This is a genomic window from Pseudomonas sp. NPDC096917, from assembly GCF_044762555.1.
Lineage (GTDB): Bacteria > Pseudomonadota > Gammaproteobacteria > Pseudomonadales > Pseudomonadaceae > Aquipseudomonas.
This window is the reverse complement of record NZ_JBIWEO010000009.1, coordinates 18,218-44,880: the sequence shown is the minus strand read 5'-3', so window position 1 is coordinate 44,880 and position 26,663 is coordinate 18,218. Positions and strand designations below refer to the sequence as shown.

Sequence of the window (26,663 nt, the reverse complement as noted above, 5' to 3'; positions counted from 1 at the left end):
ATGTTCGGCGCGAACTTTAGGGTGTGAGTGCGTTGAGATCAACAAAAAATGTCGCGTTTTTGTACGCGTTCGTCGTGGGCACATCGACAGCTATTTAAGTAACCGACCTTTGTGACACTGAGGCGTTCGCGCGCAGGGCATTTGCGGGGGAGGTAAGGGGGGCAAGCAGTACAACCGAGTCGCCAGTATCGCGATAAAGCCGACTTCCACAGGGGCTTTTGCCTGGCTTGAATTGAATGACATCACACAGACCTTGTGGGAGCGTGACTTGCCCGCGATAGCCTCTACGCGGGCAAGCAGCACGCCCGAGTTACACGCATCGCGAGCAAGCCCGCTCTCAGAGCCGTTACGCCAAGGCGATATCCGCCGGCGATACAATGCTGGTCTTGGCCCCGCGGGAGCGGCCCGAGCTCAGGTATGCAGCAATCGACTCTTGCGTCACTTCACCCTGGAACACACGCTCGGGGTCCATGACCGGCAACCACGAACGGTTGAACTCATACATGCGCGACAGCAGGATGCGCAAATGTTCATCCGAGGCAGCAGTGGCGGTGAACTCGCGCAGGTACTGGCCGCACGTACCGGTCTGGCGGTGCAAGTCGCGACGACGCACATAGCCCAGGGCCTTGTTATCGGCGCATGTTACGACGACATACCGACGGTCGAGTTCGTCCATCAGTTCCAGTGCTTCAGCCACCGGCGTTTCAGGGCTAACCGACGGCGCGTTGTCCGCGGCGTCTTCTGCCTTAACCAGCAGCAGGCGCTTGAGCGTGCTGTCCTGGCCCACGAAGTTGCTGACAAAGTCGTCGGCCGGGTGGGCGAGCAGGGTGTCCGGATGATCCATCTGCAACAACTTGCCGCCACGGAAGATCGCAATCTTGTCGCCCAGCTTGATGGCTTCGTCGATGTCGTGGCTGACCATGATCACGGTCTTGTTCAGTGCCCGCTGCATCTCGAAGAATTCGTTCTGGATCATCTCGCGGTTGATCGGGTCAACGGCGCCAAAGGGTTCGTCCATTAATAGCAACGGTGCGTCAGCGGCCAAGGCACGAATCACGCCGATCCGTTGTTGCTGACCGCCCGATAACTCTCGCGGATAACGGTTGAGATACTGCTTGGGCTCAAGCTTGATCATGCTCATCAGTTCGCGGGCGCGGTCATGGCACTTTTGCTTGTCCCAGCCCAACAGACGTGGAACGACGGTGATGTTCTCCTCGATGGTCATGTTCGGGAACAGACCGATCTGCTGGATCACATAACCGATATTGCGACGCAGGGTGACCGGGTCGAGGTCAGTGGTGTCTTCGCCGTTGATCAAAATCTTGCCGGAGGTCGGCTTGATCAGGCGGTTGATCATTTTCAGCGTGGTGCTTTTGCCGCAACCCGAAGGCCCGAGGAACACACAGATTTCGCCTTCATTGACGGTCAGGCTCACCGAGTCCACGGCCTTTACGTCTTTGCCGTTACTTTGGAACGTTTTGCTGAGGTTTTGAAGTTCGATCATTTGAGCAGTCCTTTTGGAGTCAGCGAGCGTTGCAGCCATTGCAGAAGCAGGTCAGCGATGATGGCCAGAATACTGACCAACACGGCGCCAACGATCAGCATCGACATGTCGCTACGGCTGATTGCAGCAAGAATAAGTACACCCAGACCGCCAGCACCGATGGTGGCGGCGATGGTCATGACGCCGATGTTCATCACGACGGCTGTGCGCACGCCGGCGAGAATCACAGGCACCGCGATGGGCAGTTCAACCATGCGCAGGCGCTGGCTGAAGGTCATGCCGATGCCGCGTGCCGCTTCGCGAATACCCGGTTCCACGCCGGTGAGGGCGAGGAAGGTGTTGCGCATGATGGGCAGCAGTGAATAAAGGAACACTGCAGTGATGGCGGGCATCGGGCCCAGGCCTTGGCCGAATTTGGAGTAAAACGGCAGCAGCAGGCCAAACAGGGCAATGGACGGAATGGTCAGCAGCACGGTGGCGCTGGCTTGCAGCGGGCCGGCCAGTGACGGGAAGCGTGTCATCAGTACACCCAACGGCACGCCGATCAGGATCGCCAGAATCACGGCGATGCCGACCAGGCTGATGTGTTGCAGGGTCAGATGTAAGACTAGCGACCAGTCCATATGGGAAAAGGCGTTTAAAAATTCCATGTCTTTTCCTTAGTTAAGTGGATGCTGGCGCAGGAAATCTGCGGCCACCGTGGAGGGGCTTTCGTGGTCGACGTCGACCCGTGCGTTGAGTTGGCGCATGGTTTCGTCGTCAAACAGATCGGCCAGCGGCTTGAGCAGGCCTTCGAGGTTCGGGTGCTGATCCAGATAGGCTTTACGTACCACCGGGGCTGCGGTGTAGTCCGGGAAGTACTGCTTGTCGTCTTCCAGCAGCTTGAGGTTGAAAGCGTTCATGCGTCCGTCAGTGGTGTACACCAGACCGGCAAACACCTGGCCATTTTTCAGTGCGGTATAGACCAGCCCTGCGTCCATCTGGCGAATGTTATTGCGGGTCAGGTCCATGTCGTACAGCTTGACCATGCCCTGCAAGCCGTCGGAGCGATTGGCGAATTCGGTGTCCAGTGCCACCAGCGCCCCTTTGTTTTTCGGGTCACGCAGCGCCTTGTCCAGGTCGCTGATGCTGTTGATGTCCGGAAACGCCTGCGCCACGTTTTGTGGCAGTGCCAGCGCATAGGTGTTGCTGAACTTGGACGGGTGCAGCCAGATCAGGCCCTGTTTCGCGTCGACTTCCTTGACGCGGTCGTAGGCGTGATCTTTGTCGAGCTTCTCCGTGATGTGGTTGTAGGCCACCAGCGAGACACCGGTGTACTCCCACACCATGTCCAGTTGCCCGGACCCCTGCGCGGAACGTGCCAGGCTGCTGCCCAGCCCGCCTGTAACCTGAGCGTTGTAGCCCTTGCTATTGAGGTATTGCGAGGTGATTTCAGCGAGCAGGGTTTGCTCGGTAAACACGCGCGCCCCGATGCGGATCAAGGGTTTTTCAGCGGCTTGGGCAATTCCCGCGCACAGCAGGATGCAGCCTAATAAAAAGCTAATTTTCTTCATGGTTATTCCTTTGCTCAGCCGGACCTATGCAGGTCGCAGACCGCGTTCCAGCCAGCGGCGGCTGATGAGTATCACCAGACCGTCGAGCAGCAATGCCAATAGCGCGGTGCACGCTGCGCCAAGGATTAATTGCGGCTGATTGTTAAGGGCGATGCCAGGGAAAATCAGGCTGCCCAGACTGTTGGCGCCGATCAGGAACGCCAGCGGTGCAGTACCGACGTTGATCGCCAGAGCCACTCGCACACCGCCCATGATGATGGGCACGGCATTGGGCAGTTCGACCCGCCAAAGTACCTGGCGCGGGGTCATGCCGATGCCGACGGCGGCTTCCTTGAGTGAACCCTGAACGTTTTTCAGGCCTTCGTAGGTGTTGCGCACAATGGGCAGCAACGAGGCGAGAAACAGGGCGAAGATGGCAGGCCCGCTGCCGATCCCCAGAAAGCCCAGGGCAATGGCCAGTACCGCCAGCGGTGGCACGGTGTTACCGACGTTGAAGACCTGCATGAAGCGTTCCGCACGTCCGGCCATATTCGGTCGGCTGAGGAAAATGCCAGCGGGTATCCCTACAAGGAGGGCGGCAAGCATTGAAGCGAGTACGAGGTACAGGTGGGCTTGCAGGTAGAACAACAAATCATCTTGATAGTGTTCGATAGTGCTGATGCCGATCCAATGGACCAACAGGGCCAGGAGGGCGGCAACAGCCACGCATCCTACAAGCCCTTTTCCATAGCGATTTGCCACAGACGGACTCCTTTTTTTCAGTCGGCGGACACATTCGCGTGTAGCAAGGCCATTTCTGGCTGCCGGCAATGTGTTCGCGAAGAGCAACAAGTGGGTGCGAAAAACGCCTCCATCACCTGTCATTAGCGCAGCCTCGTCAGGCTAACTTGCTGATATTTCAGCCCCTGACGGTTTGTCGTATCAGGAGAGTGGACGCCTCCACTGCGCAAAAGGTTCACATTTTTTACGGCACATTGCCACCCTTGTCCGACGAGCCAGGGTACCAACGGTGGCTGTACAGCCCTGATTTGGGCTATAATCCGCGCCCTTTTTTGAATCAATCGTCAGGCGATTTCCCATGACCCAACAGGCCGCCGAAGTCGCGAAACGCCGCACTTTCGCAATTATTTCCCACCCCGATGCGGGTAAGACCACCATCACCGAAAAGCTCTTGCTGATGGGTAAGGCGATTGCTGTCGCCGGTACGGTGAAATCGCGAAAGTCCGACCGCCATGCCACCTCCGACTGGATGGAAATGGAGAAACAACGGGGTATTTCGATTACCACGTCGGTCATGCAGTTCCCGTATCGCGACCACATGATCAACCTGCTCGACACCCCGGGCCACGAAGACTTCTCGGAAGATACCTACCGCACATTGACTGCGGTCGACTCGGCCCTGATGGTGCTCGATGGCGGTAAAGGGGTTGAGCCGCGGACCATCGCTCTGATGGACGTGTGCCGTCTGCGTGACACGCCTATCGTCAGCTTCATCAACAAACTCGACCGCGATATTCGCGACCCGATCGAATTGCTGGACGAAATCGAAGCGGTCCTCAAGATCAAGGCAGCGCCGATCACCTGGCCGATTGGCTGCTACCGCGACTTCAAGGGTGTTTATCACCTGGCTGACGACTACATCATCGTCTATACCGCGGGTCACGGTCATGAACGTACTGACGTCAAAATCATCGAAAAACTCGATTCTGACGAAGCCCGCGCCCACTTGGGTGACGAGTACGATCGCTTTGTCGATCAGCTGGAACTGGTTCAAGGCGCCTGCCACGAGTTCAACCAGCAGGAATTCCTTGATGGCCAACTGACTCCGGTGTTCTTCGGTACGGCGCTGGGCAACTTTGGGGTCGATCACGTGCTCGATGCCGTGGTCAATTGGGCGCCCAAGCCGTTGGCCCGCGTGGCCAATGAGCGAACGGTTGAGCCGGTAGAAGAGAAGTTCAGCGGTTTCGTGTTCAAGATCCAGGCGAACATGGACCCTAAACACCGCGACCGTATTGCCTTTATGCGCATTTGCTCGGGCAAGTACGAAAAGGGCATGAAAATGCGCCACGTCCGTACCGGCAAAGACGTGCGTATCGGCGATGCGCTGACGTTCTTCTCCTCCGAGCGTGAGCAGCTTGAAGAAGCCTTTGCGGGCGACATCATCGGTTTGCATAACCATGGCACCATCCAGATCGGTGACACGTTCACTGAAGGTGAGAGCCTGAGCTTCACCGGTATCCCGCACTTCGCCCCGGAACTGTTCCGTCGCGTGCGTCTGCGCGACCCGCTCAAGTCCAAGCAACTGCGTCAGGGCTTGCAGCAACTGGCCGAAGAAGGCGCCACACAGGTGTTCTTCCCGGAGCGCAGCAACGACATCATCCTGGGTGCTGTGGGTGTTCTCCAATTCGACGTTGTCGCGAGTCGCCTGAAAGAAGAATACAAAGTGGAATGCTCCTACGAGCCGATCACCGTGTATTCGGCGCGCTGGATTGACTGCGACGATAAAAAGAAGATGGAAGATTTCCGCGTCAAAGCGGTGGAAAACCTGGCCGTGGACGGCGGCGGTCACTTGACCTACCTGGCCCCGACTCGCGTCAACCTCGCACTGATGGAAGAGCGCTGGCCAGACGTGAGCTTCCGCGCTACGCGTGAGCATCACTAAGGGCACAGGCCTGACGTACAAAAAAGCGAAGCCCTTGGGCTTCGCTTTTTTTTGCGTTGCACCTGCTGTGGTTGCTTGCGAATGCAAAGTTTGGTCGGTGGATTAGTCCAAAAGGGTCTATGGCAGCCTGCAGGTTTGTGGAAAAAGTGCCCCGGGCGGGCTAGCGTTAAATCGTCTCTTTCTCAGCACAGGATGGAATTTGCCATGAGGATTTTTCAACGCATTGTGTTGTTTCTGAAGGTGCTGGTGCTGCTGACGGTGAGTGCGTCAACGGCATGGGCAAGTAGTGCGCCGACGAATGCCGGGGCTGGGGTTGCGGCCACGGGGCCATTTGGGTCAGCCACGCATGGGGTTTACCTGTTGGCAGCCGAGAAATCGGGTGATGACAGTGGTTCTGGCGGTGATGATGACGGCGGCGCGGACGGTGGCGGCGATGACAGCGGCGATGACGGTGACGAAGGCGATAGCCAGACGTAGTCATTGAATAAAATGCCAAACCTGTGGGAGCTGCCGCAGCCTGCGGCAGCTCCCACAGGGAGGGTTAGCTCTGCAAGAATTGCTCGGCGTGATGGCAAGCCACTTGACGGTTATCGAGCAGGCGCAAGTCCGGCTCGTGGGTGATGCACAGCTCGGTCGCATACGGGCAGCGCTTGTGGAAGGCGCAACCTGAGGGCGGGTTCAGCGGGTTGGGCAACTCGCCGACAATTTTGATTTTCGGCTTGAGCGGGTCCGGGTGGATGGTCGGGGTCGCTGACAATAGCGCCTGGGTGTAGGGGTGCAGCGGTCGGGTGTAGATCTCTTCTTTTGGGCCCATTTCCACCGGGCGGCCCAGGTACATCACCAGCACGTCATCAGCCACGTGCCGCACTACCGCCAGGTTGTGTGAGATGAAGACGTAGGCGGTGTTGAATTCCTGCTGCATGTCCATGAACAGATTGAGCACCTGCGCTTGAATCGACACGTCGAGCGCGGAAGTCGGTTCGTCCGCCACCAGCACTTTGGGTTGCAGCATCATCGCCCGTGCCAGGGCGATGCGTTGACGTTGCCCCCCCGAGAACATGTGCGGGTAGCGGTGGTAATGCTCCGGGCGCAAGCCGACCTGTTTCATCATGGCCTGGACTTTTTCGCGGCGTTCGCTGGCGCTCAGCTGGGTGTTGATCAGCAGCGGCTCTGCCAACTGATCCCCGACCTTTTGCCGAGGATTGAGCGAGGCGTAAGGGCTCTGGAAGACCATCTGCACGTCTTTGCGCAGTTGTTTGCGCTCAGTTTTGTTGGCCCCTGCGACTTCTTGCCCGGCGATTTTCAATGAGCCGGACGAAGGCTCTTCGATCAGGGTCAGGGCGCGGGCCAAGGTGGATTTGCCACAGCCTGATTCGCCCACCACGGCCAGGGTTTTTCCGGCTTGCAGTTCAAACGATACGCCGTTGAGGGCGCGCACCAGTGCGTGACCCTTGAACAGGCCGCGGGACACTTCGTAATGACGGGTTAGGTCGCGGGCAGTAAGAACAACAGTCATTACGCCACCTCCTGATTCAAGGGGAAGAAGCAGCGCACCTGGCTATGGGCTTTGGGGAAAAGGGCCGGGCGTTCTTGGCGGCAGCTGTCTTGCACGTACGGGCAGCGCGGTGACAGCAGGCAACCTTGCGGGCGGTCGTAACGGCCCGGCACGATGCCGGGCAAGGTCGCCAGACGCGCAGCACCCATGCTGTGTTCCGGGATTGCGGCCAGTAGCGCTTCGCTATAGGGGTGAGCGGGCACATCGAACAGTTCGGGCACCTGGCCCACTTCGACCGCCTGGCCGGCATACATCACGCATACCCGCTGTGCGGTTTCAGCCACCACGGCCAAATCGTGGGTGATAAGCACCAGCCCCATGTTCTGTTCGCGTTGCAGGTTGAGCAGCAAGTCCATGATCTGGGCTTGAATGGTCACGTCCAGTGCGGTGGTCGGTTCGTCGGCGATCAGCAGTTTGGGTTCGCCGGCAATCGCCATGGCAATTGCCACACGCTGGCTCATGCCGCCCGACAGTTGGTGCGGATAGGCCTCTATGCGACTGGCGGCGCCGGGGATTTCTACTATTTCCAGCAGTTCGATGGCGCGTTTGCGAGCGTCTTTTTTTGACATGTTGAGGTGCAGGCGCAGCACTTCTTCAATCTGGAAGCCCACGGTGTAACTGGGGTTCAGCGCGGTCATCGGGTCTTGAAAGACCATCGCCATGTCTTTGCCAACAATTTGTCGACGTTGGCGCGGGCTAAGGGTGAGCATGTTTTTACCGTCAAAATTCAGCGCGTCGGCGGTGACGATGCCGGGGTGCTCGACCAGGCCCATCAACGCCATCATGGTCACGGATTTGCCGGACCCCGATTCGCCGACGATGGCCAGCACTTCGCCTTTATCCACAGACAGGCTCAAACCATCGACCACCGGCACGGCATTGGCGTCGCCAAAACGAACGTTGAGATTCTTGATTTCTAGCAGTGACATGGGAATCTCCTCAGGCGGCGTTCTTGAGTTTCGGGTCCAGCGCATCGCGCAGCCCGTCACCCATCAGGTTGATTGCCAGCACGCTGAGCAAAATGGTCAAGCCGGGCAGGCTCACGACCCACCACGCACGTTCAATGTAGTCCCGGGCCGAGGCCAGCATGGTGCCCCATTCAGGCGTTGGCGGTTGTACGCCCAAGCCTAGAAAGCCCAGGGCGGCCGCGTCGAGAATCGCCGAGGAAAAGCTCAGCGTGGCCTGTACGATCAACGGCGCCATGCAGTTGGGCAGCACGGTGATGAACATCAGGCGCGGCAAGCTGGCACCGGCCAAGCGAGCAGCCGTGACGTAGTCGCGGTTCAGTTCGCCCATCACCGCCGCGCGGGTCAGGCGTACGTAGGACGGAAGCGAGACCACGGCAATCGCGATCACGGTGTTGATCAGGCCAGGGCCCAGGATGGCGACAATCGCCACCGCCAGCAGCAGCGATGGCAGGGCCAGCATGATGTCCATTAAGCGCATGATGCCGGGGCCAAGGAGGCGCGGGAAAAACCCGGCAAACAGCCCCAGAATCACGCCCGGGATCAACGAAATAACCACGGATGACAAGCCGATCAGCATCGACAGGCGCGAACCTGCAATCAGCCGCGACAGCATGTCCCGGCCCAACTCGTCGGTGCCCAGCAGAAACTGCCAATTGCCGCCTTCAAGCCAAACCGGCGGGGTCAGCAGGAAGTCGCGGTATTGCTCGCTCGGGTTATGCGGTGCGACCCAGGGGGCAAAAATCGCGCAGAACACGATGATGCTCATGAAGATCAGGCCGGCCACTGCGCCTTTGTTTTTGGCGAAGGCCTGCCAGAACTCTTTGTACGGGGATGGATAAAGCAGGCTTTGATCCACTTCAGTCGCGTTGGTAGATGTGCTCATGGTCAGGATCTCAGCGCTGGTGACGGATGCGTGGGTTGGCAAGGCCGTAGAGGATGTCCACCACGAAGTTGACCAGAATCACCAGGCAGGCGATTAGCAGGATGCCGTTTTGCACCACGGGATAGTCCCGGGCGCCAATGGCTTCGATCAGCCATTTACCAATTCCAGGCCACGAGAAGATGGTTTCGGTGAGTACGGCCCCCCCAAGCAGGGTGCCGACTTGTAGGCCGATCACCGTTAGCACCGGGATCAGCGCATTGCGCAGGCCGTGCACGAAGACCACGCGTGCTGGCGACAGGCCTTTGGCTCGGGCGGTGCGGATGTAGTCTTCGCGCAGCACTTCGAGCATGGATGAACGGGTCATCCGGGCAATCACCGCCAGCGGGATGGTGCCGAGCACGATGGCTGGAAGAATCATGTGGTGCAGCGCGTCCCAAAAGGCCTCGGGCTGGTCGCTGAGCAGGGTATCAATGAGCATGAAGCCGGTCTTGGGCTCGATGTCGTAGAGCAGGTCGATACGTCCGGTCACCGGGGTCCAGCCCAGTCCGACGGAGAAGAACATGATCAGGATCAGAGCCCACCAGAAGATCGGCATGGAGTAACCCGCGAGCGATAACCCCATAACCCCGTGGTCAAACAATGAGCCTCGCTTGAGCGCCGCAATAACCCCGGCCAGCAGCCCGAGAATGCCTGCAAACAACAGGGCGAACATTGCCAGTTCAAGGGTGGCTGGGAACAGCACGGTAAACTCGCGCCACACGCTCTCACGTGTGCGCAACGACTCTCCCAGGTCGCCGTGGGCAAGCTTGCCGATGTAGTCAAAATACTGCTCGTACAGCGGTTTGTTCAGGCCCAGGCGCTCCATGGCCTGGGCGTGCATTTCAGGGTCTACCCGACGCTCACCCATCATGACTTCGACCGGATCGCCGGGGATCATGCGAATCAGGGCGAAGGTCAGCAAGGTGATGCCGAAGAAAGTGGGGATCAACAACCCCACTCGGCGGGCAATAAAACTAAACATCGTGTGGTGTACCTCATCAGCCGTTTAGGCAAGTCCGCCATTGCCCGGGTGAGCGCTGGCGGGTTTCTTATTTTTCTACTTCACCTGGGTAGTGGCGAAATTGTTATTGGTCAAAGGGCTTAGGGTGTAGCCCTCGACGTTTTTGCGCATGGCTGTAAAGAGCATAGGGTGTGCGACGTTTATCCAGGGTTGTTCGTTATGGAATATCACCTGTGCTTGTTCATAGAGTGCAGCCCGTTCTTTGGGTTCACTGATGTTACGGGCTTTGGTGATCAAGTCTTCGAAGGCTTTGTTGCACCAGCGTGCATAGTTCTCGCCGTTTTTGGCGGCGTCACAACTCAGCAGCGGGGTCAGGAAGTTGTCCGGGTCGCCGTTGTCGCCGCCCCAACCGGTGGACACCAGGTCATGCTCGCCGGCTTTGGAGCGCTTAAGCATTTCACCCCACTCCATGACCCTGATGTCGAGTTTGAGCCCGATTTTTGCCAGGTCCGATTGCAGTAACTGAGCCCCTAGCATCGGGTTGGGGTTGGTCGGGCCGCCGCCGTTGCGGGTGAACAAGGTGAAAGTCGTGCCTTCGGGTACACCGGCTTCCTTGAGCAGGTCGCGTGCTTTGTTTAGATCTCGTGGCGGACTTTGCAGTGTTGTGTTGTACCCCAGCATAGTCGGCGGGTAGGGATTGATGGCCAACAAGGCATTGCCTTCGCCGTGCACGCTGTTCAGGTACGTTTGTTTGTCAAAGGCGATGTCGATGGCCTGCCGCACTCGCACATCGCTGAGGTATTTGTGGCTCGTGTTCATGGCGATGTAGCTGGTCATCAGGGCGGCCAGTTCATCGACCTTGAGGTTGGGGTCTTTACGAATGTTGGAGACTTCATCGGGTTTTGGGTACAGCGCGACCTGGCATTCGTTGGCCCTGAGCTTTTGCAGGCGTACGTTGCTGTCGGTGGTCACGGCGAAAATCAGGTTGTCAGTCGGCGGCTTACCACGGAAATAGTCCGGGTTGGCTTTGAAGCGCACCTGGGCGTCTTTGTTGTAACGCACGAAAATGAACGGGCCGGTGCCAATCGGCTGGCTGTTCAGCTCGGCCGTTTTGCCGGCCTTGAGCAGTTGATCCGCGTACTCGGCGGAGTAAATCGAAGTAAACGGCATGGCCACATCGCGCAAAAATGGCGATTCGGCGTGGTTGAGCGTGATTTTGACGGTCATGTCGTCAACTTTTTCAACGCTCTTGAGCAGGTCTTTGAAGCCCATGCTTTCAAAATAAGGAAAACCGACCAGCGAGAGAGCGTGCCATGGGTGATTCGGGTCCAGTTGGCGCTGAAAGCTCCAGACCACATCGTCCGCGTTAAGGGGGCGGGTCGGTTTGAAGTAATCGGTGGTGTGAAACTTGACCCCGGGGCGCAGGTAAAACGTGTATTGGAGGCCATCGGGGCTGATGTCCCAGCGTTCAGCCAGGGCGGGCTCAACATCGGTGGTGCCCGGCTTGAAGTCGACGAGGCGGTTAAGGATGGTTTCGGCCGAAGCGTCGGCCGTCACAGCGGTGGTGTATTGAACAATGTCGAACCCTTCAGGGCTGGCTTCAGTGCAAACCACCAGGTTTTTGGCGTTAACACTCACGGCAGCACTGAGCAGTGCTGCGGCAAGGGCGGTGCGCAGTAGGTTTGGTTTCATGGCTACCCTCTCCTGATTGGTTGAGTCTTGGAAGCACTGCGGTAGGCGCATAGAACCTGCCGCAGTACTGTTGAGTATTAAGAGTCGCTTACAGAATATTGAACGGTATGGTCGTTACCAGACGGAACTCGTTGATGCTGCCGTCAGACTGGTTGCTGCTGGCACGGTGTGTGGTGTAAGTCGCGCGGATGGCCGTAGCTTTCAGTGGACCGCTTTGGACTGCATAGGATGTGCCAATGCTGTATTCCGAATGTTTTTCGCCATTCATGTTGCGCACATCATAGGCGGTGCCTTTGTAGTGGGTGCCGTCAATGTCCCATCCTCGTGCGTGGTAGGCGTTGAAAGCGAGCCCGGGGATACCGTATTGCGCCATATTGATGCTGTACGCCAATTGCAGAGACTTCTCGTTCGGGCCGTTAAAGTCCGAGAGCAAGGAGTGGGCCAGGTGAATGCCGTTGGTTTCGTGCAGGTAGTCGAAGTACTCGTCGCCGATGACCTGTTGGTACGACAAACTCACGGTGTGGGCCTGGTGGGTCAGGCCCAATGCCAGGCTGTAGGCGTCGTTGTTGATCTCGCCCATGGCTTTTTTGCCGGTGTCGAGGGTCTTGTAGTAGTTGAAGTTGGTGTTCAGGCCCAGCACGGCATTGTCGCCCCAGTCATGCACGGCACCGAAGTAGTACTGGTTCCAGAAGTCTTCAACGTGGGTGGCAAACAGTGAGGTTTTCAGGCTTTTGAAGGGTTGATAGTTAAGGCCCGCGACGCTGGCGCGATCAGTTTCTATCCCCAAGGCGCCATATTCACTGCGGAACTTGCTCAAGCCTTGTTCGGTGCGCGGCGATACACGGTCAAACGATCCGGCGTCGAAGCTCAGGTTGGTGAACTCTTCGCTGCGCAGTCCCACCCCTTGGAAGCTTGAAGGCAGCGAACGGTTACCGATCACATCGAGGGTCGGGCTGCTGAAATTCTGTCGGCCTACGGTCAGTGTGGTGTTGGAAGCTCGTGCCTTGATGTTCGCCAGCCCCAGCTTGCTCCACTGGCCAACGGCGTCGCCGTCGTTGTGGCTGAGGGTGCGGTTGTTGTTGCCGGCGATGTGCTTGACGTCGCGATCCAGTGCGATGGCATTGTAGGCCGCTACTTGAGTGCTGAAGCCAACGGTACCCTGGGTGAAGCCCGAGTTGAAATCAAGAATGGTGCCTTGCGTCCAGTTGATCCGGCGTGGGGTCGTTTTGGTGGTGCCATGGTCGTTGTAGGTGAACTGACCGCCTCGGCGTTTGAGTTCATTGGCGTACCAGTTGCGTGTGGTGCCGCTTAAGGTGCTGCCTTCTACAAAACCGTCGGATTTGCTTTGCTCGCTGGCGTCAGACTTGAGTTCAATGCCCATAAATTCGTCGGCATAGGGCATTGTTGAGAGGCTGCTGATAGCCAGGGTTAACAGCGCGCTGTGTGTAAGTTTCATGGTTGAGGCTCCTGTGCTTTTTTATTGCTGTTTTTGTTAGCGAAGCGGCGGTGTGGCTACGTGTGGAGCGTTGCGATCGTTTGCTTGGGCAAAGCCTCGGCGGGCCACCGTGGGGCGGCCTGCTGATGCACACGTGATTAAGGGTTTTTCAATCGTCGAGGCTGACGCCCGAGAAGGCATTGCGGCCAAAGGGGCTGACTTGGAAGCCCTGCACCTTGATGCTTAAAGGTTGATTGACCGTTGAGTGGGCAATCGGAGTGATCGGGATTTTTTGCTTGAGCAACTGTTGGGCTTGTTTGTACAAGACCGTTCGCTGGTCGCGGTCTGTGATGGTTTTGGCTTTTTTGATCAGTGTGTCGTAGGCCTTGTCGCACCACATGGAGTAGTTATTGCCGCCAATGGCATCACAGCTGTACAGCGTTCCGAGCCAGTTGTCGGGGTCGCCGTTGTCCCCGGTCCAGCCGATCAGGGTGATGTCATGTTCGCCATTTTTGGTGCGTTTGACGTACTCGCCCCACTCATAGCTCACGATATTGACCTTGAGCCCGATCTTGCCCCAATCGGATTGCAGCATCTGCGCCATGAGTTTGGCGTTAGGGTTGTACGGACGCTGCACGGGCATGGCCCACAAGGTGATTTCTGTTCCTTCTTTCACCCCGGCCGCCTGAAGCAGTTCTTTGGCTTTTTCAGGGTCGTAAGGTGCGTCGACCACGGTGTCGTCATAAGACCACTGCGTGGGCGGCATCGCATTGACCGCTTTCTGCCCGGCGCCTTGATACACCGCCTTGAGAATGGCGTCTTTATTGACGGCCATGTCCAGAGCCTGACGTACCTGCAGTTGGCCGAGTGGAGGGTGCTGGACGTTGTAAGCGATATACCCCAGGTTGAAACCTGGCTTTTCAATGACCTGAAGTTTTGGATCGGCTTTGAGCCCGGCCACATCGGCCGGGCGTGGGTTTAGCGTGACCTGGCACTCGTTTTTGCGCAGCTTTTGCATGCGGGTCGAGGGGTCGACGTTGATTGAAAAAATCAGGCTGTCGAGTTTGACCTGACTGGGGTCCCAATACGCCTTGTTGGCGACATAACGGATGCTCGAGTCTTTTTGATAGCGCAGGAATACATAGGGGCCGGTCCCAATCGGTTGTTGGTTGATGTCGCCGGGCTCGCCTGCTTTGAGCAGTTGATCGGCATATTCGGCCGAGAGTATGGAAGCAAAGCTCATGGCCAGATTTTGAATAAATGCCGCGTCCACCGAATTGAGCGTCATCACCACAGTCATCGGGTTGGTTTTTTCGATGCTGGCGATATTTTTGTTAAGGCTCATGCCACTGAAATAGGGGAACTCGGTGGGGTAGGCCTTGCGAAAGGGATGCTCGGGGTCAAGCATGCGGTTGAAGGTGAATAAAACGTCATCGGCGTTAAAGTCGCGGGTCGGGGTAAACCACTTTGTAGTGTGAAACTTCACCCCTTCGCGTAGGTGGAAGGTGTAGGTCAAGCCGTCTTCGGAAACCTCCCAGCGTGTTGCCAGTGCGGGGCCTACAGCCGTACCGCCTTTTTCAAACTCGGCAAGGCGGTTGTAGATGGGTTCTGCGGCATCGTTATCGGTGGCCGCGGTGTATTGCGCCGTATCAAAACCAGCAGGGCTGCCTTCGGAGCAAAACACCAGGCTTTTGGCAGCGTGCGTGAGAGGGCTGCCGGCAAGTGCACCGGCGCTTATCAAGGCAGATAAAACCAGAGATTTACGCATCGCTATCCCTATCCTTCTTATTGTTTTTGAGTTCTGAATGCGCGCGCCTTATGAGTCGTGCGCGCGTTCGGAGCATTGAAAGCATCAGCCAAGCGGGGCAATGGCCGGCTGGGGTTAGACGTTAGAGGGGAAGAGGCGCGTGAGTAAATGCGCTGGGGCTGACAAAGCTGTAGGAAGCGTCTGAGAGTCCTATAGCTTCTGCTGTAGTACGAAGTGGCTTAAATATGAAGGGGTTTTCTGAGGGGGATTAGAGCAAGTGAATGCGGCGTCGTAGCCGCATTCACGGGGGGGCTTATTTGTCGATGCTGACACCGTAGAAAGACATCAGGCCCAGTGGGCTGATCTTGAAGCCTTCGACGTTTTTGCGCATCGGTTGATACACCGTCGAGTGGGCGATCGGTGTCATGGGTACCTGGCTTTTGAGCAGGTGCTGAGCTTGTTGGTAGAGCTCGGTGCGCTTGGCAACGTCGGTCGTGTTTTTAGCCGCTTTAACCAGCTTGTCGAACTCTGGGTTGCACCACTTGGAGAAGTTGTTGCCTGCTATCGCGTCGCAACCGAACAAGGTGCCGAGCCAGTTGTCGGGGTCACCGTTGTCGCCGCTCCAGCCAATCAGCATTGCGCCGTTTTCACCGCCTTTGGAACGCTTGATGTATTCACCCCACTCGTAAGTCACGATCTTGGCCTTGATACCGATTTTGCTCCAGTCCGATTGCAGCATTTCAGCCATCAGCTTGGCGTTCGGGTTGTACGGGCGTTGAACCGGCATGGCCCACAACGTGATTTCGGTTCCTTCCTTGATCCCGGCTTCCTTGAGCAGTTGCTTGGCTTTTTCGGGGTCGTAGGGCGCATCTTTGATGGTGTCGTCATACGACCATTGGGTGGGCGGCATGGCGTTAACTGCTAATTGGCCCGCGCCCTGATACACCGTATCAATGATTTGCTGCTTGTTTACGGCCATGTCCAGCGCCTGGCGAACCTTGAGCTGAGCCATTGGGTTGGGCTCGTCGCTACCTTTGATCTTGTCCATCACGTTGTAAGCGATGTAGCCGAGGTTGAAGCCCGCCTGGCTTGGCATCTTCAGGTTTGGATCTTCTTTGAGGGCTTTGAGATCGGCTGGGCGAGGGTAAAGCGTGATCTGGCATTCGTTCTTTTTCAGTTTTTGCATCCGCACCGACGGGTCGGTGGTGATGGCGAAAATCAGGTTGTCAATTTTGACGTCTTCAGGCTTCCAGTAGTCCTTGTTGCCGGTGTAGCGGATGTTCGAGTCTTTTTGGTAGCTCTTGAACACGAACGGGCCAGTACCGATTGGCTTTTGGTTGATGTCGGAAGGTTTGCCTTCCTTGAGCAGCTTGTCGGCGTACTCGGCGGACTCGATGGATGCAAAGTGCATCGCCATGTTCTGAATAAAGGCTGCGTCGACAGAGTTCAGGATGAATTTGACGGTTCTGTCGTCGACTTTTTCCACCTTGGCGATGTTTTTATCCATGCCCATGTCGGTGAAGTAAGGGAACTCGGTCGGGTAGGCCTTTCGGAACGGCATGTCTTTGTCGAGCATGCGATTGAAGGTGAAGAGCACGTCGTCGGCATTAAAGTTGCGGGTAGGGGTGAAGTACGGCGTGGTGTGGAACTTGACCCCGTCACGCAGATGGAAAGTGTAGGTCAGGTTGTCCGGTGAAATATCCCAGCTCGTGGCCAGCCCTGGAATGACCTGGGTGCTGCCGCGTTCAAATTCGCTTAGGCGGTTATAGATCGTTTCGGCTGAAGCATCGAAGTCCGTACCAGTGGTGTACTGGCCCGGGTCAAAACCGGCTGGGCTGCCTTCTGAGCAGTACACCAGATTGGTTGCTGCGTGGGCGAAAGGTGCGCTTGCTAGCAGGCTGGCGCCTACCAGAAACGGAATGACCGCGTGTTTAAACATGGAGACCTCATTATTTTTTTCATTGTTGGTGCGAGGGCGACCTTGTGAGTCGACGCCTCAGGACTTATGCGCACCCATATAGCCCATGCAATGCGCACAGGGCGATCCTCGGTGAAGCTGAATCTTTTGTAAGCACATACTGGGCCATCATTGACGACCCAATTGATTGCGTGTGATTCGACCGATTTAAAGTCGATTAGTGCTGGCATCGGGCGCGGGTGTTACTTATCAAGGCTCTTGTCGAGAAAAGATGTCGGCAAATGAGTGTTTGAAGTGTAGGACTTATCCGTTTTTTAGCTTTTGTGCCGGCAAAGGCAAAGATCAGGCACAAAAAAGCCCCTGCAGCGCTGGGCTGCAAGGGCTTGGCTCAAGCCGTTTTACTTAAGGCATTTGCACTTCAATCACGCCGTCAGCACTCATGCTGATCTCGCTGGTACCGGCCTCGACTTCAGGTGTCGGCGCGGAGTCCATCGCCGGGGCGCTAGTTTTCATCATCATCGCGCTGCGCAGGTACGGTTGTGGATAGCCATTGCTGTTGAGGTTCAGGTTGATGATTTTGTAACCCGTGCCGCCCAGGGCGTCGGTGGCCAGTTGAGCACGGGCCTTGAACGCATTGACCGCGTCTTTGAGCAGGGCGTCTTCGCTGGTTTTGCGGGTGTCATTACCCACAGTGAATTGCATATTGCCCATTTTCAGGGTTTGCATCAGATCGCCGGTGAGTTTGGACAAGGCCGCAAAATCGGTGCTTTCCAGGCGCAATTCGGCGCGCTCACGCCAGCCGGTGATCTTTTGGGTTTTGTTGTCGTAAATCGGGTAGCTGTTACGGTTGCCCTGGCGCAGGGTGACTGCTTTAACGGGCTTGGCCTCGCCAATGGCTTTGTTCATGACCGTTGTGACCTCGGCTGCCAGCTTGGCCGAATCAGTGTTTTGCGCCTCGGTGTACAGCGTCACGATCATCAAATCGCGCGGCACTTCCTGACTGGCTTCTGCGCGCAGCGAGACCTGATTGTAATTAACCCCTTCGGCAAGGGCTGGCAGGCTGGCGAGTGCTCCTATGCTTAGGGTCAGAAGGGCTGCAGTGCGCTGAAACGTAAACATAAAAGCTCCTTGGATGAGGTCAGCAAGACTTATAAGACTCCAGTGGCCAGCATTCAGTTCGCTCAGTTACATTTTCAGTACAACTATAGAGAGAGGCGTCCCTAACTTCTGTCGGGGCGAGCTTTTAAAAGATCAAAAGATCGCGAGACAAGCTTGCGCCTGCCGAGTCCGCTTTCGCTTATGTGGGCAGCATTGCACGCTACAGAAGGGCTTTTAGCGTTCTTTCAGAAAAACGCACTGTGGCCCATTGCCGCACTTTTGCCTGCCAGGGCGTCAGCTTGGTTATACTCCGTACCGTCCGCCTGGAGCACTCATCAGGAGAGCTCATGCTCGCCCCCGTTCAGTTATTGTCAGCAACCCGTCAGAACCTCTGGCGTCTTACGTTTATCCGCATGTTGGTGCTGGTCGCGCAAGCGGGCTCAGTGGGCATCGCCTATGGGTTCGATCTGCTGCCGCTGCCTTGGTTTCAGCTGTGCCTGACCTTGGGATTTTCTGTGCTGTTGTGCGCGTTTACCGTCATTCGCTTGCGCACCACATGGCCGGTCACTGAGCTTGAATATGCGTTGCAACTGGCTTGCGACCTGTTTATCCACAGCGCCTTGTTGTACTTCTCGGGGGGCTCGGCCAACCCCTTCGTGTCTTATTACCTGGTACCTTTGACCATTGCCGCAGTGACGCTGCCGTGGCGCTATTCAGTTATTTTGACCAGCATTGCGCTGGCGCTTTACACGTCGCTGCTGCTGCAGTTTTACCCGGTCGATGCTGCACCGTTCTTCCGCGAAAAACTGCAGATTTACGGCATGTGGCTAAGCTTTGCGCTGTCTGCCGCTGTCATTACCTTCTTCGCCGCCAAAATGGGTGAAGAACTGCGCCGCCAGGAAGAGCTGCGTGCCTTGCGCCGCGAAGAGGGCCTGCGTGACCAGCAGTTGCTGGCCGTTGCCACACAAGCAGCCGGTGCCGCTCATGAACTGGGCACGCCACTGTCGACCATGAGCGTGTTGCTCAAGGAAATTCGCCGCGATCACCTCGATCCCGAGCTGCAAGACGACCTGAGCGTGTTGCAGGACCAGGTCAAGCTGTGCAAGGAAACCTTGCAGCAACTGGTGCGGGCTGCTGAGGCCAATCGACGTCTGGCCATTGAAGAGCAAGAGGTTACCGACTGGCTGAATGAAGCGTTAAACCGCTGGCATTTGATGCGCCCTGAAGCGACTTATCGCTTTCAGTGCCTGGGGCACGCGCCCATTCCGCGCCTGGCGCCACCGCCGGATTTGACCCAAGCGCTGCTTAATTTGCTGAACAATGCCGCAGACGCCTGTCCGGAAGGGCTGGAGGTGACTGTGGATTGGGATGCGGTTGATCTGACCATCAGTATTCGTGACCACGGTGCGGGTGTGCCGTTGGCCATCGCTGAACAAATCGGCAAACCTTTTTTTACCACCAAAGGCAAAGGCTTCGGCCTGGGCCTATTCTTGAGCAAAGCCAGCGTGACACGCGCAGGCGGCTCGGTAAAACTCTACAGTCATGAGGATGGCGGCACGCTCACCGAGCTGCGCCTGCCACGTGTCGCCCGAGGAAACGAAAATGAGTGAAGAAATTCAGGTCGAAGGCGAAGAACTGCCGCATTTGCTGCTAGTGGATGACGACGCGACGTTTACCCGAGTCATGGCTCGCGCCATGGCCCGACGCGGGTTCCGCGTCAGTACTGCCAGCTCGGCCGAAGAAGGGTTGATCCTGGCTCAGCAGGACCTGCCTGATTTCGCCGCGCTGGACCTGAAAATGGAGGGCGACTCGGGTTTGGTCCTGCTACCCAAATTGCTGGAATTGGACCCGGAAATGCGCGTGGTGATCCTGACCGGTTATTCGAGCATCGCCACGGCGGTTGAGGCGATCAAGCGTGGCGCCTGCAACTACCTGTGCAAACCTGCCGATGCTGACGATGTGGTCGCAGCCTTGCTGTCCCAGCATGCCGACCTTGAGACGCTGGTACCGGATAACCCCATGTCGGTAGACCGCCTGCAGTGGGAACACATCCAGCGCGTGTTGAGTGAACATGAGGGCAATATCTCCGCGACCGCTCGCGCACTGGGCATGCATCGGCGTACCTTGCAGCGCAAGTTGCAGAAGCGTCCGGTCCGTCGCTGAACACAAGCTGTCGCCATTTCGTTACAACTTGCAACGCAATGGCGACAAACCCTAGTCTGTATTAAGACGTTTCAGTGCGTCGTGCGCCGATCGTCCTGATCGGCTCGCAGGTTGCTCTTTCCTCCTACCGAGCCTGAATGATGAGTCAGAACGCTGAGCCTTCTGTTGTGAATGATGCTGTGCGCGCAGATTTCATCCCTCGTGTCTGGGGGTTGATAACGCCTTACTGGCGCAGTGAAGAGCGGGCCAAGGCCTGGCTGCTGTTGATCGCAGTGATTGCCTTGTCGCTGGTCAGCGTGGGTATTTCGGTGTGGATCAACCATTGGTACAAAGACTTCTACAACGCTCTGGAGAAAAAGGACGGCGCGGCCTTCTGGAGCCTGATCGGTTACTTCGGACTCATTGCGGCGGCGGGTATTGTGGGGGCGGTGTACCGGCTATACCTGACCCAGATGCTGACCATTCGCTGGCGTCGCTGGCTCACCGAGCAACACTTCGCCCGCTGGCTGGCGCATAAAAACTACTACCAGTTGGAGCAGGGCGGTTACACCGACAACCCTGACCAACGTATCAGCGAAGACCTTAATGCGTTCACGGACAACACCCTGACCCTGGGGCTGGGCCTGATTCGTACCGTGGTCAGCTTGGTCTCGTTTTCGGTCATCTTGTGGGGCGTCTCTGGCAGTATCGACGTATTGGGCATCACCATCCCCGGCTATATGTTCTGGTGCGCGCTGCTGTATGCCGCGGTGGGCAGTTGGCTGGCGCATTTGATCGGTCGACGCTTGATTGTTTTGAGCAACCAACAACAACGGTTCGAAGCTGATCTGCGTTTTTCAATGGTACGGGTCCGTGAGAACGCTGAAAGCATTGCTTTGTACAACGGCGAATCGAATGAGCATGAGCGCCTGAGCACCCGTTTCAACCGGGTGTGGCAAAATTTCTGGACGCAGATGAAGGTGACGAAGCGCCTGACCTTTTTCACGGCCGGCTATTCGCAAATCGCCATTATCTTTCCGTTTATCGTCGCCGCGCCGCGCTACTTCGCGGGCAAGATCGAGTTGGGCGAGCTGATGCAAATCAACTCGGCTTTCGGCAATGTGCAAGAGAACTTCAGTTGGTTTATTGACGCCTACGTCACCCTGGCTTCATGGCGGGCGACCTGCGATCGTCTGCTGAGCTTTAGTCAGGCGATGACCGACAACGAACAGCGCCAACCGGCGATTGATGTACAGGCCCAGGGCGATGCGTTGAAGCTCAATGACCTGAACCTGGATTTAGCAGATGGCCGCGCTTTGTTGCATGGGGCCAACTTGCAAGTGGCCGCGGGTGATCGAGTGATGCTGCGCGGGCGTTCCGGCAGCGGTAAAAGTACATTGCTGCGGGCGATGGGTGGCCTGTGGCCGCAGGGGGGCGGGGCGATTCGCCTGCCTCAAGAGCGCGCACTGTTCTTGCCGCAAAAGCCCTATTTGCCGATAGGTACCTTGCGTGACGCGCTGAGTTATCCACAGGTCAGTGAGACCTATACCTCTGAGCGTTATGCAGAAGTGCTGCGCACCTGTCGCCTGGAGCATTTGATTCCCAAACTCGACGAGGTCAATCACTGGCAGCGTGTGCTGTCGGGTGGAGAGCAGCAGCGGTTGGCCTTTGCCCGTGCGCTGTTGTATCGCCCGCAGTGGCTGTACATGGATGAGGCAACGTCAGCGATGGACGAAGAAGATGAGGCGATGCTGTATCAGGCACTGATTGATCAATTGCCGGGGCTGAGTATTGTCAGCGTGGGGCATCGCAGCAGTCTGGCCCGCTTCCATCCGCGCCTTGTGCGCATAGACGCGGGCCAGTTGGTGGCTCAGTAACTGGTCGCTGCAGTGACATTGTTTGACGAGCCTGGGGCATATTATTCAGCCAGCTTGAGTCCAAGGGTTTTTGACGTTTTGGGGGCTGCCAGGTTGACGACGTAATAGATGTCCACGCGCGCATAGTTTTCGGGATCGAAAAGCGCCATGGTGATTTCCCAGGTCGCTTTTTTGGCCTTTGCTTCTGCCTCCGTGAGGGTGTGCGTGAACGTCCAGTTATTCGCTTTGCTGCCGTCCGCTCGAATGAACTGCAGATGTTGATCCAGTGCATGACCGGCTGCCATTTGCGGGTAGCTGATGCTGATGATCACGAATGCGTCGCCACCCTTGTAGTGAAGGGTGTGGTCGATCAGGAAGGGCGCAACAGGCGCTGGCAAGGTGCCTGCATCTAATTTATGTGAGCTCTTGCTGAGGTCTCTTTGGGTGATTGGGTGTGCAGGAGGAGTGTTGGGCATGATCGATTCCTGTCGATATAAAAGAGTTTTTTTGCACGGTTGGGCAGGTGCGCGTCTGCCCAACTGATTGCTGACCTGCTGTTGTTGCGCTAGCGGACCTTTCTTGCCGCCTGCTCATGGACCTGAAAGCAGAAAACTAAATAATCGTGGATACACACGTGGGTTGAAACGCACCTCGAAATGGCTCTGACCGGGGGGCGTTCCCAATGAAAGCGTTTTGTGTGGCAGGCGGGGAGCTGGTGCTGGCAAAGCCTGTTTAGGCAGGCGCTGAGGAACCCGTGTCGGTTTTGCGGCGAGAGTTTGCTGGCCATGACATTTCCGAGTGAGTGGTGAGACATTTCGCAAACCGCTTTGGGTGAAGCATGACCTGCATTTATCCACGTTTATGAACGTTGCACAGCCTGTCAGAAATGACAGTAATGACGACCGGTCATGCTTGGCACAGGCACATGCTAGAGTGCCGCTCTAGTCTTTCGGAGCCGGTCATGAGCCGCTTACTTATTTGTGTTGCCCCGTTTCTATTGCTGGCGAGCTTGCCCTTGGCGGCAGCTCCGACCGTTACTGCGCCTTTGCATGCGCAGTTCTTGCCGGCCGATGACTTGCAGTTGCGTGCCGAAAAGCCTGAGCAACAGCAATTGATGATGGTGACCACCTACTCGGTGGTGGTGGGCAGTCAGCGTCAATCTAATCAACAGCCGATCCCGGTTACGTTTCCGCTGCTGGTGCGTTTGAAAGGCAAGCCAATGAGTCAGGGGGCCACGGTGCGAGAGGTGCTGATTTCATTCGATGGCGAGAGCAAGAGCCTGAAAAAGCCTGCATTTGACAGCCAGACCAAAACCCTGACGCTGTCGTACCCGTTGTCTCAGTACCGGGTCGTGATGGATTTGCTGCGTAACGATACTGTCTATTGCCAGTTTTTGACCTATGCCAATGGCCATATTTGGGCGGACCTGCACACCGGCAGCGTGCGCGCGCGCTGAGCCTTGGGTAAACTGCGGCCCTCGTGAAGTATCAGCAGGCTGGAGTCGGACATGCGTAAAGATAAGAAGCAGTTGATTGGTGATGAGATCGGCGACGAGCAGATCAAGTTGTTCCTGGACTTTGAGCCTGTGGACGCTACTTCGCCTTCGCATCACAAACTGATCAAAGCCTATCGCGGGCTGCGTATCGACGATTTCGGTCGTTTCCTGACCTTCTTCAAAGAAGCCGGTTACGACCTCGATGGCAAAGACGCGCATGGCCTGACGTTCGTTGAGGTCATCAAAGATCAACGCCATGCCGACGAGTACATCGAACTCATCGAAGCTGCGCGCGGCTGATCCCTTGTAGGAGCTGGCGCAGGTCGCGGCAGCTCCTACACATGTGCACAGGCACCCATTAAGACACTTCCCACACAACCTGCGTAATTTGCGACGGGGTGCTTTTGTGTGGGCGAACGATACTCAAGCGTGCCCATAAGGATGGTGGTGCAGCCTTTTAACTTGAATGGAATCGAATAATGAACCGCACACTAGGTGTTTTGAATCGATTGTTTTTGGCGCTTGTATGGGCTGCTCTGGCTTCTACGGCGCTGGCGGCCGATGAAGTACTGGAGGTCGAGGTGTTTAATGCGACCGCTCAGGCCATTTCACCGGGGGATGATTTTGGCTGGCTGGAAAGCCCTGAAAACAGTGGGTATGACTTTGTAATTGGCCCTCAGGCCAGTCAGGAACTGCTGTATTACTTGCCCAAGTCCAGGGGCACCGAGACGTTCACTTATCGCCAGGGCGAGCAGGCGTGCCTTTTTGGTTTTGGTCATCTGACACCGGGTGCTGGCAATCTCAATCGCTGGGCTCAGGCCAAGTCGACGGGGGCGCTGCCGGTTGCGTGTGCAGCTGAGTTGATTGCAATACCCGACGATGATGAGTTTGTAAGCCATGGCGGCTCGCGGGTGATGTTTACCATGGGCTAGGGTCTGTTCCTGCACTCGACAAAAAGCCCCTGACCCAAACGGGCAGGGGCTTTGAGTGGCGTATCAATACCCGAAGGCAATGTTACGCGAGGTGGGTCTCAGCTGTTTTTGGCTCTATCAGTTCCAGCAACTCGGAGTTGCGGGTGCTGATTTCTCGGTAGAGCTCGGCGTCAGTTTCCAGGACCTTTTCCCGTGCCGGGAAGATTTCCTTGAGCTTGGCTGCCCACTCACCGGTGGCTTTTTGCGCAAAGCAGCGCTCAATCAGGTCGAGCATGATCGAAACGGTCACCGAGGCACCAGGCGAGGCACCCAACAGAGCGGCCAGGGAGCCGTCTTTGGCTGCAACCAGTTCGGTACCGAATTGCAACACGCCGCCTTTTTTCGGGTCTTTCTTGATGATCTGAACCCGTTGGCCTGCCACTTCCAGACGCCAGTCTTCAGCTTTGGCCTGCGGGTAGAAGCGACGCAGCGACTCAAGGCGTTGTTCCATCGACTGACGCACTTCGCTGACCAGGTATTTGGTCAGATCCATGTTGTCCCGCGCAACGGCGAGCATTGGCCCGATGTTGCTCAGACGGATCGACATCGGCAGGTCAAGGAACGAGCCGTGCTTGAGGAACTTGGTAGTGAAGCCTGCGTAAGGTCCGAACAGCAGGGACTTTTTGCCATCAACGACACGGGTGTCCAAGTGTGGAACCGACATCGGCGGTGAGCCCACGGCAGCCTGGCTGTAGACCTTGGCCTGGTGTTGCTTGACCACTTCTGGGTTGTCGCAGCGCAACCACTGACCGCTGACCGGGAAGCCGCCGTAACCTTTGCTTTCTTCGATGCCAGACGCTTGTAGCAGCGGCAAGGCCGCGCCACCCGCGCCCAGGAATACGAACTTGGCATCAACATGGCGGGTGTTGCCGCTGTTGATGTCTTTAATGCTCACGGTCCAGCCGCTGCCGTTGCGCTTAAGTCCGGTGACCTTTTTGCTGTATTTGATCTGAGTGTCAGCAGCGCTGCCCAAGTGATTGAGCAATTGTTTGGTCAAGGCGCCGAAGTTGACGTCAGTACCGTGCATGACACGGGTGGCCGAGATGTGCTGGTCCGCTGGGCGCCCCGGCATCATCAGAGGCATCCACTCGGTCATCTTGGCTTTGTCTTCGGTGTATTCCATGTCGGCAAACGCATGGTGCTGGCTCAGCACTTCAAAGCGTTTTTTCAGGAAGGACACGCCTTTCTCGCCTTCGACATAGCTCAGATGAGGCACTGGGCTGATGAAGGATTTGCACGAACCGAAGGTGCCTTTTTGGGCCAGATAGGCCCAAAACTGTTTCGACACTTCGAACTGGGCATTGATGTGCACCGCTTTTTTGATATCGATCGAACCATCCGCCGCTTGCGGGGTGTAGTTCAATTCGCACAAGCCAGCGTGGCCGGTACCTGCGTTGTTCCACGGGTTGGAACTCTCCGCAGCCCCCGAATCCATCTGCTCAACAACTTCCAGCGTCATACCAGGATCGAGTTCTTTGAGCAGCACGGCGAGGGTGGCACTCATGATGCCGGCTCCAACCAGTACTACATCGACTGCTTCGTTATGCGCCATTAACGCGTCTCCAAAATCTACGGCACCAAATTGACGGCATAGCTGTCAGGTGTACCCGGGCATGTATCAGATAAGGCCTCAGGTCACGCATGACAAGGATCGCCATGTCCGATTCTTCGCAATTCCTTGCAACTTCAGCGGACGCCACCAGCCGGGCCTTCAAGGTTCATATGAACGCATTTCAGTGCTCGGGAGGCAATTCGACTTAAGGTCAAGAGCGTCCGATTGTGCAACCAAATCCGTAAGCGGACAGGCTTTCAGTCTCGAGCTGTGGAGCCGAGGTTGTTCCTGCTTGGTGAGGTTGTTTCAGACACTAATGGTGCATGTTCAGACGCAAAACTTTTCATTTGCTCGCCACACTCTTGTGAAGTTGTGAAAACCCGTTTTTTTCACGCTCTCTTGAAGACGTGAACCTCAAAAAAGGGCTGTCACGTACTGGCACCTGCGTATAAGCATCGCAGCGGCCGAGCAAAATGACAGCTCTGGCAGATCGTGCAACGGCGGACTCAGGTAATAAACAGCAAGCTCGCCAGCTTCACATGATCTGTGTGGGCGGCTCTCTGTGGGCAGTGCGGGGGAGCTAATACAAGTGCATTAGCGATGCTGCGAAGCCCGATCAGGAGACGTCCTTA

23 protein-coding genes are annotated in these 26,663 nt (G+C 56.7%); 8 read left to right on the top strand and 15 right to left on the bottom strand.

The features are described from left to right. Window positions 1–346: 346 nt before the first annotated feature. From ACIQYF_RS12140 to ACIQYF_RS12125, 4 genes are read right to left on the bottom strand one after another with little or no spacing between them, the layout of a single operon-like run. Window positions 347–1,504, bottom strand: coding sequence for a betaine/proline/choline family ABC transporter ATP-binding protein (locus ACIQYF_RS12140; RefSeq protein WP_019823916.1), 1,158 nt, complete (start codon window positions 1,502–1,504; stop codon window positions 347–349). Next, window positions 1,501–2,154 (bottom strand): ABC transporter permease, encoded by a 654-nt coding sequence (locus ACIQYF_RS12135; protein WP_402861468.1) that lies wholly within the window; start codon window positions 2,152–2,154, stop codon window positions 1,501–1,503. Before ACIQYF_RS12135 ends, ACIQYF_RS12140 begins: the two co-directional genes overlap by 4 nt. A gap of 9 nt (window positions 2,155–2,163) precedes the next feature. Next, window positions 2,164–3,057, bottom strand: coding sequence for a glycine betaine ABC transporter substrate-binding protein (locus tag ACIQYF_RS12130; protein ID WP_402861465.1), 894 nt, complete (start codon window positions 3,055–3,057; stop codon window positions 2,164–2,166). A 24-nt stretch (window positions 3,058–3,081) separates the two neighbouring features. After that, the gene (locus ACIQYF_RS12125) at window positions 3,082–3,798 is read right to left on the bottom strand and encodes an ABC transporter permease (RefSeq protein WP_402861462.1); all 717 of its coding nucleotides are present in this window, start codon (window positions 3,796–3,798) and stop codon (window positions 3,082–3,084) included. Between the two features lie 337 nt (window positions 3,799–4,135). Between ACIQYF_RS12125 and ACIQYF_RS12120 the strand changes: the two genes are divergently transcribed. Next, entirely contained in the window at window positions 4,136–5,719 is a 1,584-nt protein-coding gene (locus ACIQYF_RS12120; protein WP_402861459.1) for a peptide chain release factor 3, read from the top strand. 204 nt (window positions 5,720–5,923) lie between these two features. Beyond that, window positions 5,924–6,196: a hypothetical protein gene (locus ACIQYF_RS12115; RefSeq protein ID WP_402861456.1), complete on the top strand. Its 273-nt coding sequence runs from the start codon at window positions 5,924–5,926 to the stop codon at window positions 6,194–6,196. A 64-nt stretch (window positions 6,197–6,260) separates the two neighbouring features. Here the strand turns inward: ACIQYF_RS12115 and ACIQYF_RS12110 are convergent, their stop codons facing one another. The 9 genes from ACIQYF_RS12110 to ACIQYF_RS12070 all read right to left on the bottom strand — a co-directional run bounded on the left by ACIQYF_RS12110 (window position 6,261) and on the right by ACIQYF_RS12070 (window position 18,036). Then, window positions 6,261–7,235, bottom strand: a complete 975-nt coding sequence (locus ACIQYF_RS12110; RefSeq protein WP_402861453.1) for a peptide ABC transporter ATP-binding protein — start codon at window positions 7,233–7,235, stop codon at window positions 6,261–6,263. Next, window positions 7,235–8,203, bottom strand: a complete 969-nt coding sequence (locus tag ACIQYF_RS12105) for an ABC transporter ATP-binding protein (RefSeq protein ID WP_402861450.1) — start codon at window positions 8,201–8,203, stop codon at window positions 7,235–7,237. The genes ACIQYF_RS12110 and ACIQYF_RS12105 overlap by 1 nt, the downstream gene beginning before the upstream one ends. 10 nt (window positions 8,204–8,213) lie before the next feature. Further along, entirely contained in the window at window positions 8,214–9,125 is a 912-nt protein-coding gene (locus ACIQYF_RS12100; protein ID WP_402861447.1) for an ABC transporter permease subunit, read from the bottom strand. A gap of 10 nt (window positions 9,126–9,135) precedes the next feature. Further along, window positions 9,136–10,146, bottom strand: a complete 1,011-nt coding sequence (locus tag ACIQYF_RS12095; RefSeq protein WP_402861444.1) for an ABC transporter permease subunit — start codon at window positions 10,144–10,146, stop codon at window positions 9,136–9,138. 75 nt (window positions 10,147–10,221) lie between these two features. Further along, the gene (locus ACIQYF_RS12090; protein WP_402861441.1) at window positions 10,222–11,817 is read right to left on the bottom strand and encodes an ABC transporter substrate-binding protein; all 1,596 of its coding nucleotides are present in this window, start codon (window positions 11,815–11,817) and stop codon (window positions 10,222–10,224) included. A gap of 88 nt (window positions 11,818–11,905) precedes the next feature. Next, complete coding sequence (locus ACIQYF_RS12085) at window positions 11,906–13,273, bottom strand: OprD family porin (RefSeq protein ID WP_402861438.1); 1,368 nt, start codon at window positions 13,271–13,273, stop codon at window positions 11,906–11,908. 148 nt (window positions 13,274–13,421) lie between these two features. After that, a complete protein-coding gene (locus tag ACIQYF_RS12080; RefSeq protein WP_402861435.1) occupies window positions 13,422–15,020 on the bottom strand; it encodes an ABC transporter substrate-binding protein in 1,599 nt (532 codons plus the stop codon). 292 nt (window positions 15,021–15,312) lie between these two features. Continuing rightward, complete coding sequence (locus ACIQYF_RS12075) at window positions 15,313–16,938, bottom strand: ABC transporter substrate-binding protein (RefSeq protein WP_402861432.1); 1,626 nt, start codon at window positions 16,936–16,938, stop codon at window positions 15,313–15,315. A gap of 381 nt (window positions 16,939–17,319) precedes the next feature. Then, complete coding sequence (locus tag ACIQYF_RS12070; RefSeq protein ID WP_402861429.1) at window positions 17,320–18,036, bottom strand: SIMPL domain-containing protein; 717 nt, start codon at window positions 18,034–18,036, stop codon at window positions 17,320–17,322. 326 nt (window positions 18,037–18,362) lie between these two features. On the opposite strand from ACIQYF_RS12070, the gene ACIQYF_RS12065 reads away from it, so the two are divergent. The 3 genes from ACIQYF_RS12065 (at window position 18,363) to ACIQYF_RS12055 (ending at window position 22,034) form a co-directional block, all read left to right on the top strand. Next, window positions 18,363–19,625 carry an ATP-binding protein gene (locus ACIQYF_RS12065; RefSeq protein ID WP_402861426.1) on the top strand — a complete coding sequence of 421 codons (1,263 nt, stop codon included), beginning with the start codon at window positions 18,363–18,365 and terminating at the stop codon, window positions 19,623–19,625. Next, entirely contained in the window at window positions 19,618–20,178 is a 561-nt protein-coding gene (locus ACIQYF_RS12060; RefSeq protein ID WP_402861423.1) for a response regulator transcription factor, read from the top strand. The genes ACIQYF_RS12065 and ACIQYF_RS12060 overlap by 8 nt, the downstream gene beginning before the upstream one ends. Window positions 20,179–20,318: 140 nt before the next feature. Next, complete coding sequence (locus tag ACIQYF_RS12055; RefSeq protein ID WP_402861420.1) at window positions 20,319–22,034, top strand: ABC transporter ATP-binding protein/permease; 1,716 nt, start codon at window positions 20,319–20,321, stop codon at window positions 22,032–22,034. Between the two features lie 41 nt (window positions 22,035–22,075). Here ACIQYF_RS12055 and ACIQYF_RS12050 read toward each other — a convergent pair whose 3' ends face one another. Further along, window positions 22,076–22,489: a hypothetical protein gene (locus ACIQYF_RS12050; RefSeq protein WP_402861417.1), complete on the bottom strand. Its 414-nt coding sequence runs from the start codon at window positions 22,487–22,489 to the stop codon at window positions 22,076–22,078. A gap of 485 nt (window positions 22,490–22,974) precedes the next feature. On the opposite strand from ACIQYF_RS12050, the gene ACIQYF_RS12045 reads away from it, so the two are divergent. The 3 genes from ACIQYF_RS12045 (at window position 22,975) to ACIQYF_RS12035 (ending at window position 24,440) form a co-directional block, all read left to right on the top strand. Further along, window positions 22,975–23,469 (top strand): hypothetical protein, encoded by a 495-nt coding sequence (locus ACIQYF_RS12045; RefSeq protein ID WP_402861414.1) that lies wholly within the window; start codon window positions 22,975–22,977, stop codon window positions 23,467–23,469. 51 nt (window positions 23,470–23,520) lie between these two features. Beyond that, window positions 23,521–23,808 (top strand): PA4642 family protein, encoded by a 288-nt coding sequence (locus ACIQYF_RS12040; protein ID WP_402861411.1) that lies wholly within the window; start codon window positions 23,521–23,523, stop codon window positions 23,806–23,808. Window positions 23,809–23,987: 179 nt separating this feature from the next. After that, window positions 23,988–24,440: a hypothetical protein gene (locus tag ACIQYF_RS12035; protein ID WP_402861408.1), complete on the top strand. Its 453-nt coding sequence runs from the start codon at window positions 23,988–23,990 to the stop codon at window positions 24,438–24,440. An 82-nt stretch (window positions 24,441–24,522) separates the two neighbouring features. On the opposite strand, the gene mqo is transcribed toward ACIQYF_RS12035, so the two are convergent. Continuing rightward, complete coding sequence (mqo, locus tag ACIQYF_RS12030) at window positions 24,523–26,031, bottom strand: malate dehydrogenase (quinone) (protein ID WP_402861405.1); 1,509 nt, start codon at window positions 26,029–26,031, stop codon at window positions 24,523–24,525. Between the last annotated feature and the right edge of the window lie 632 nt (window positions 26,032–26,663).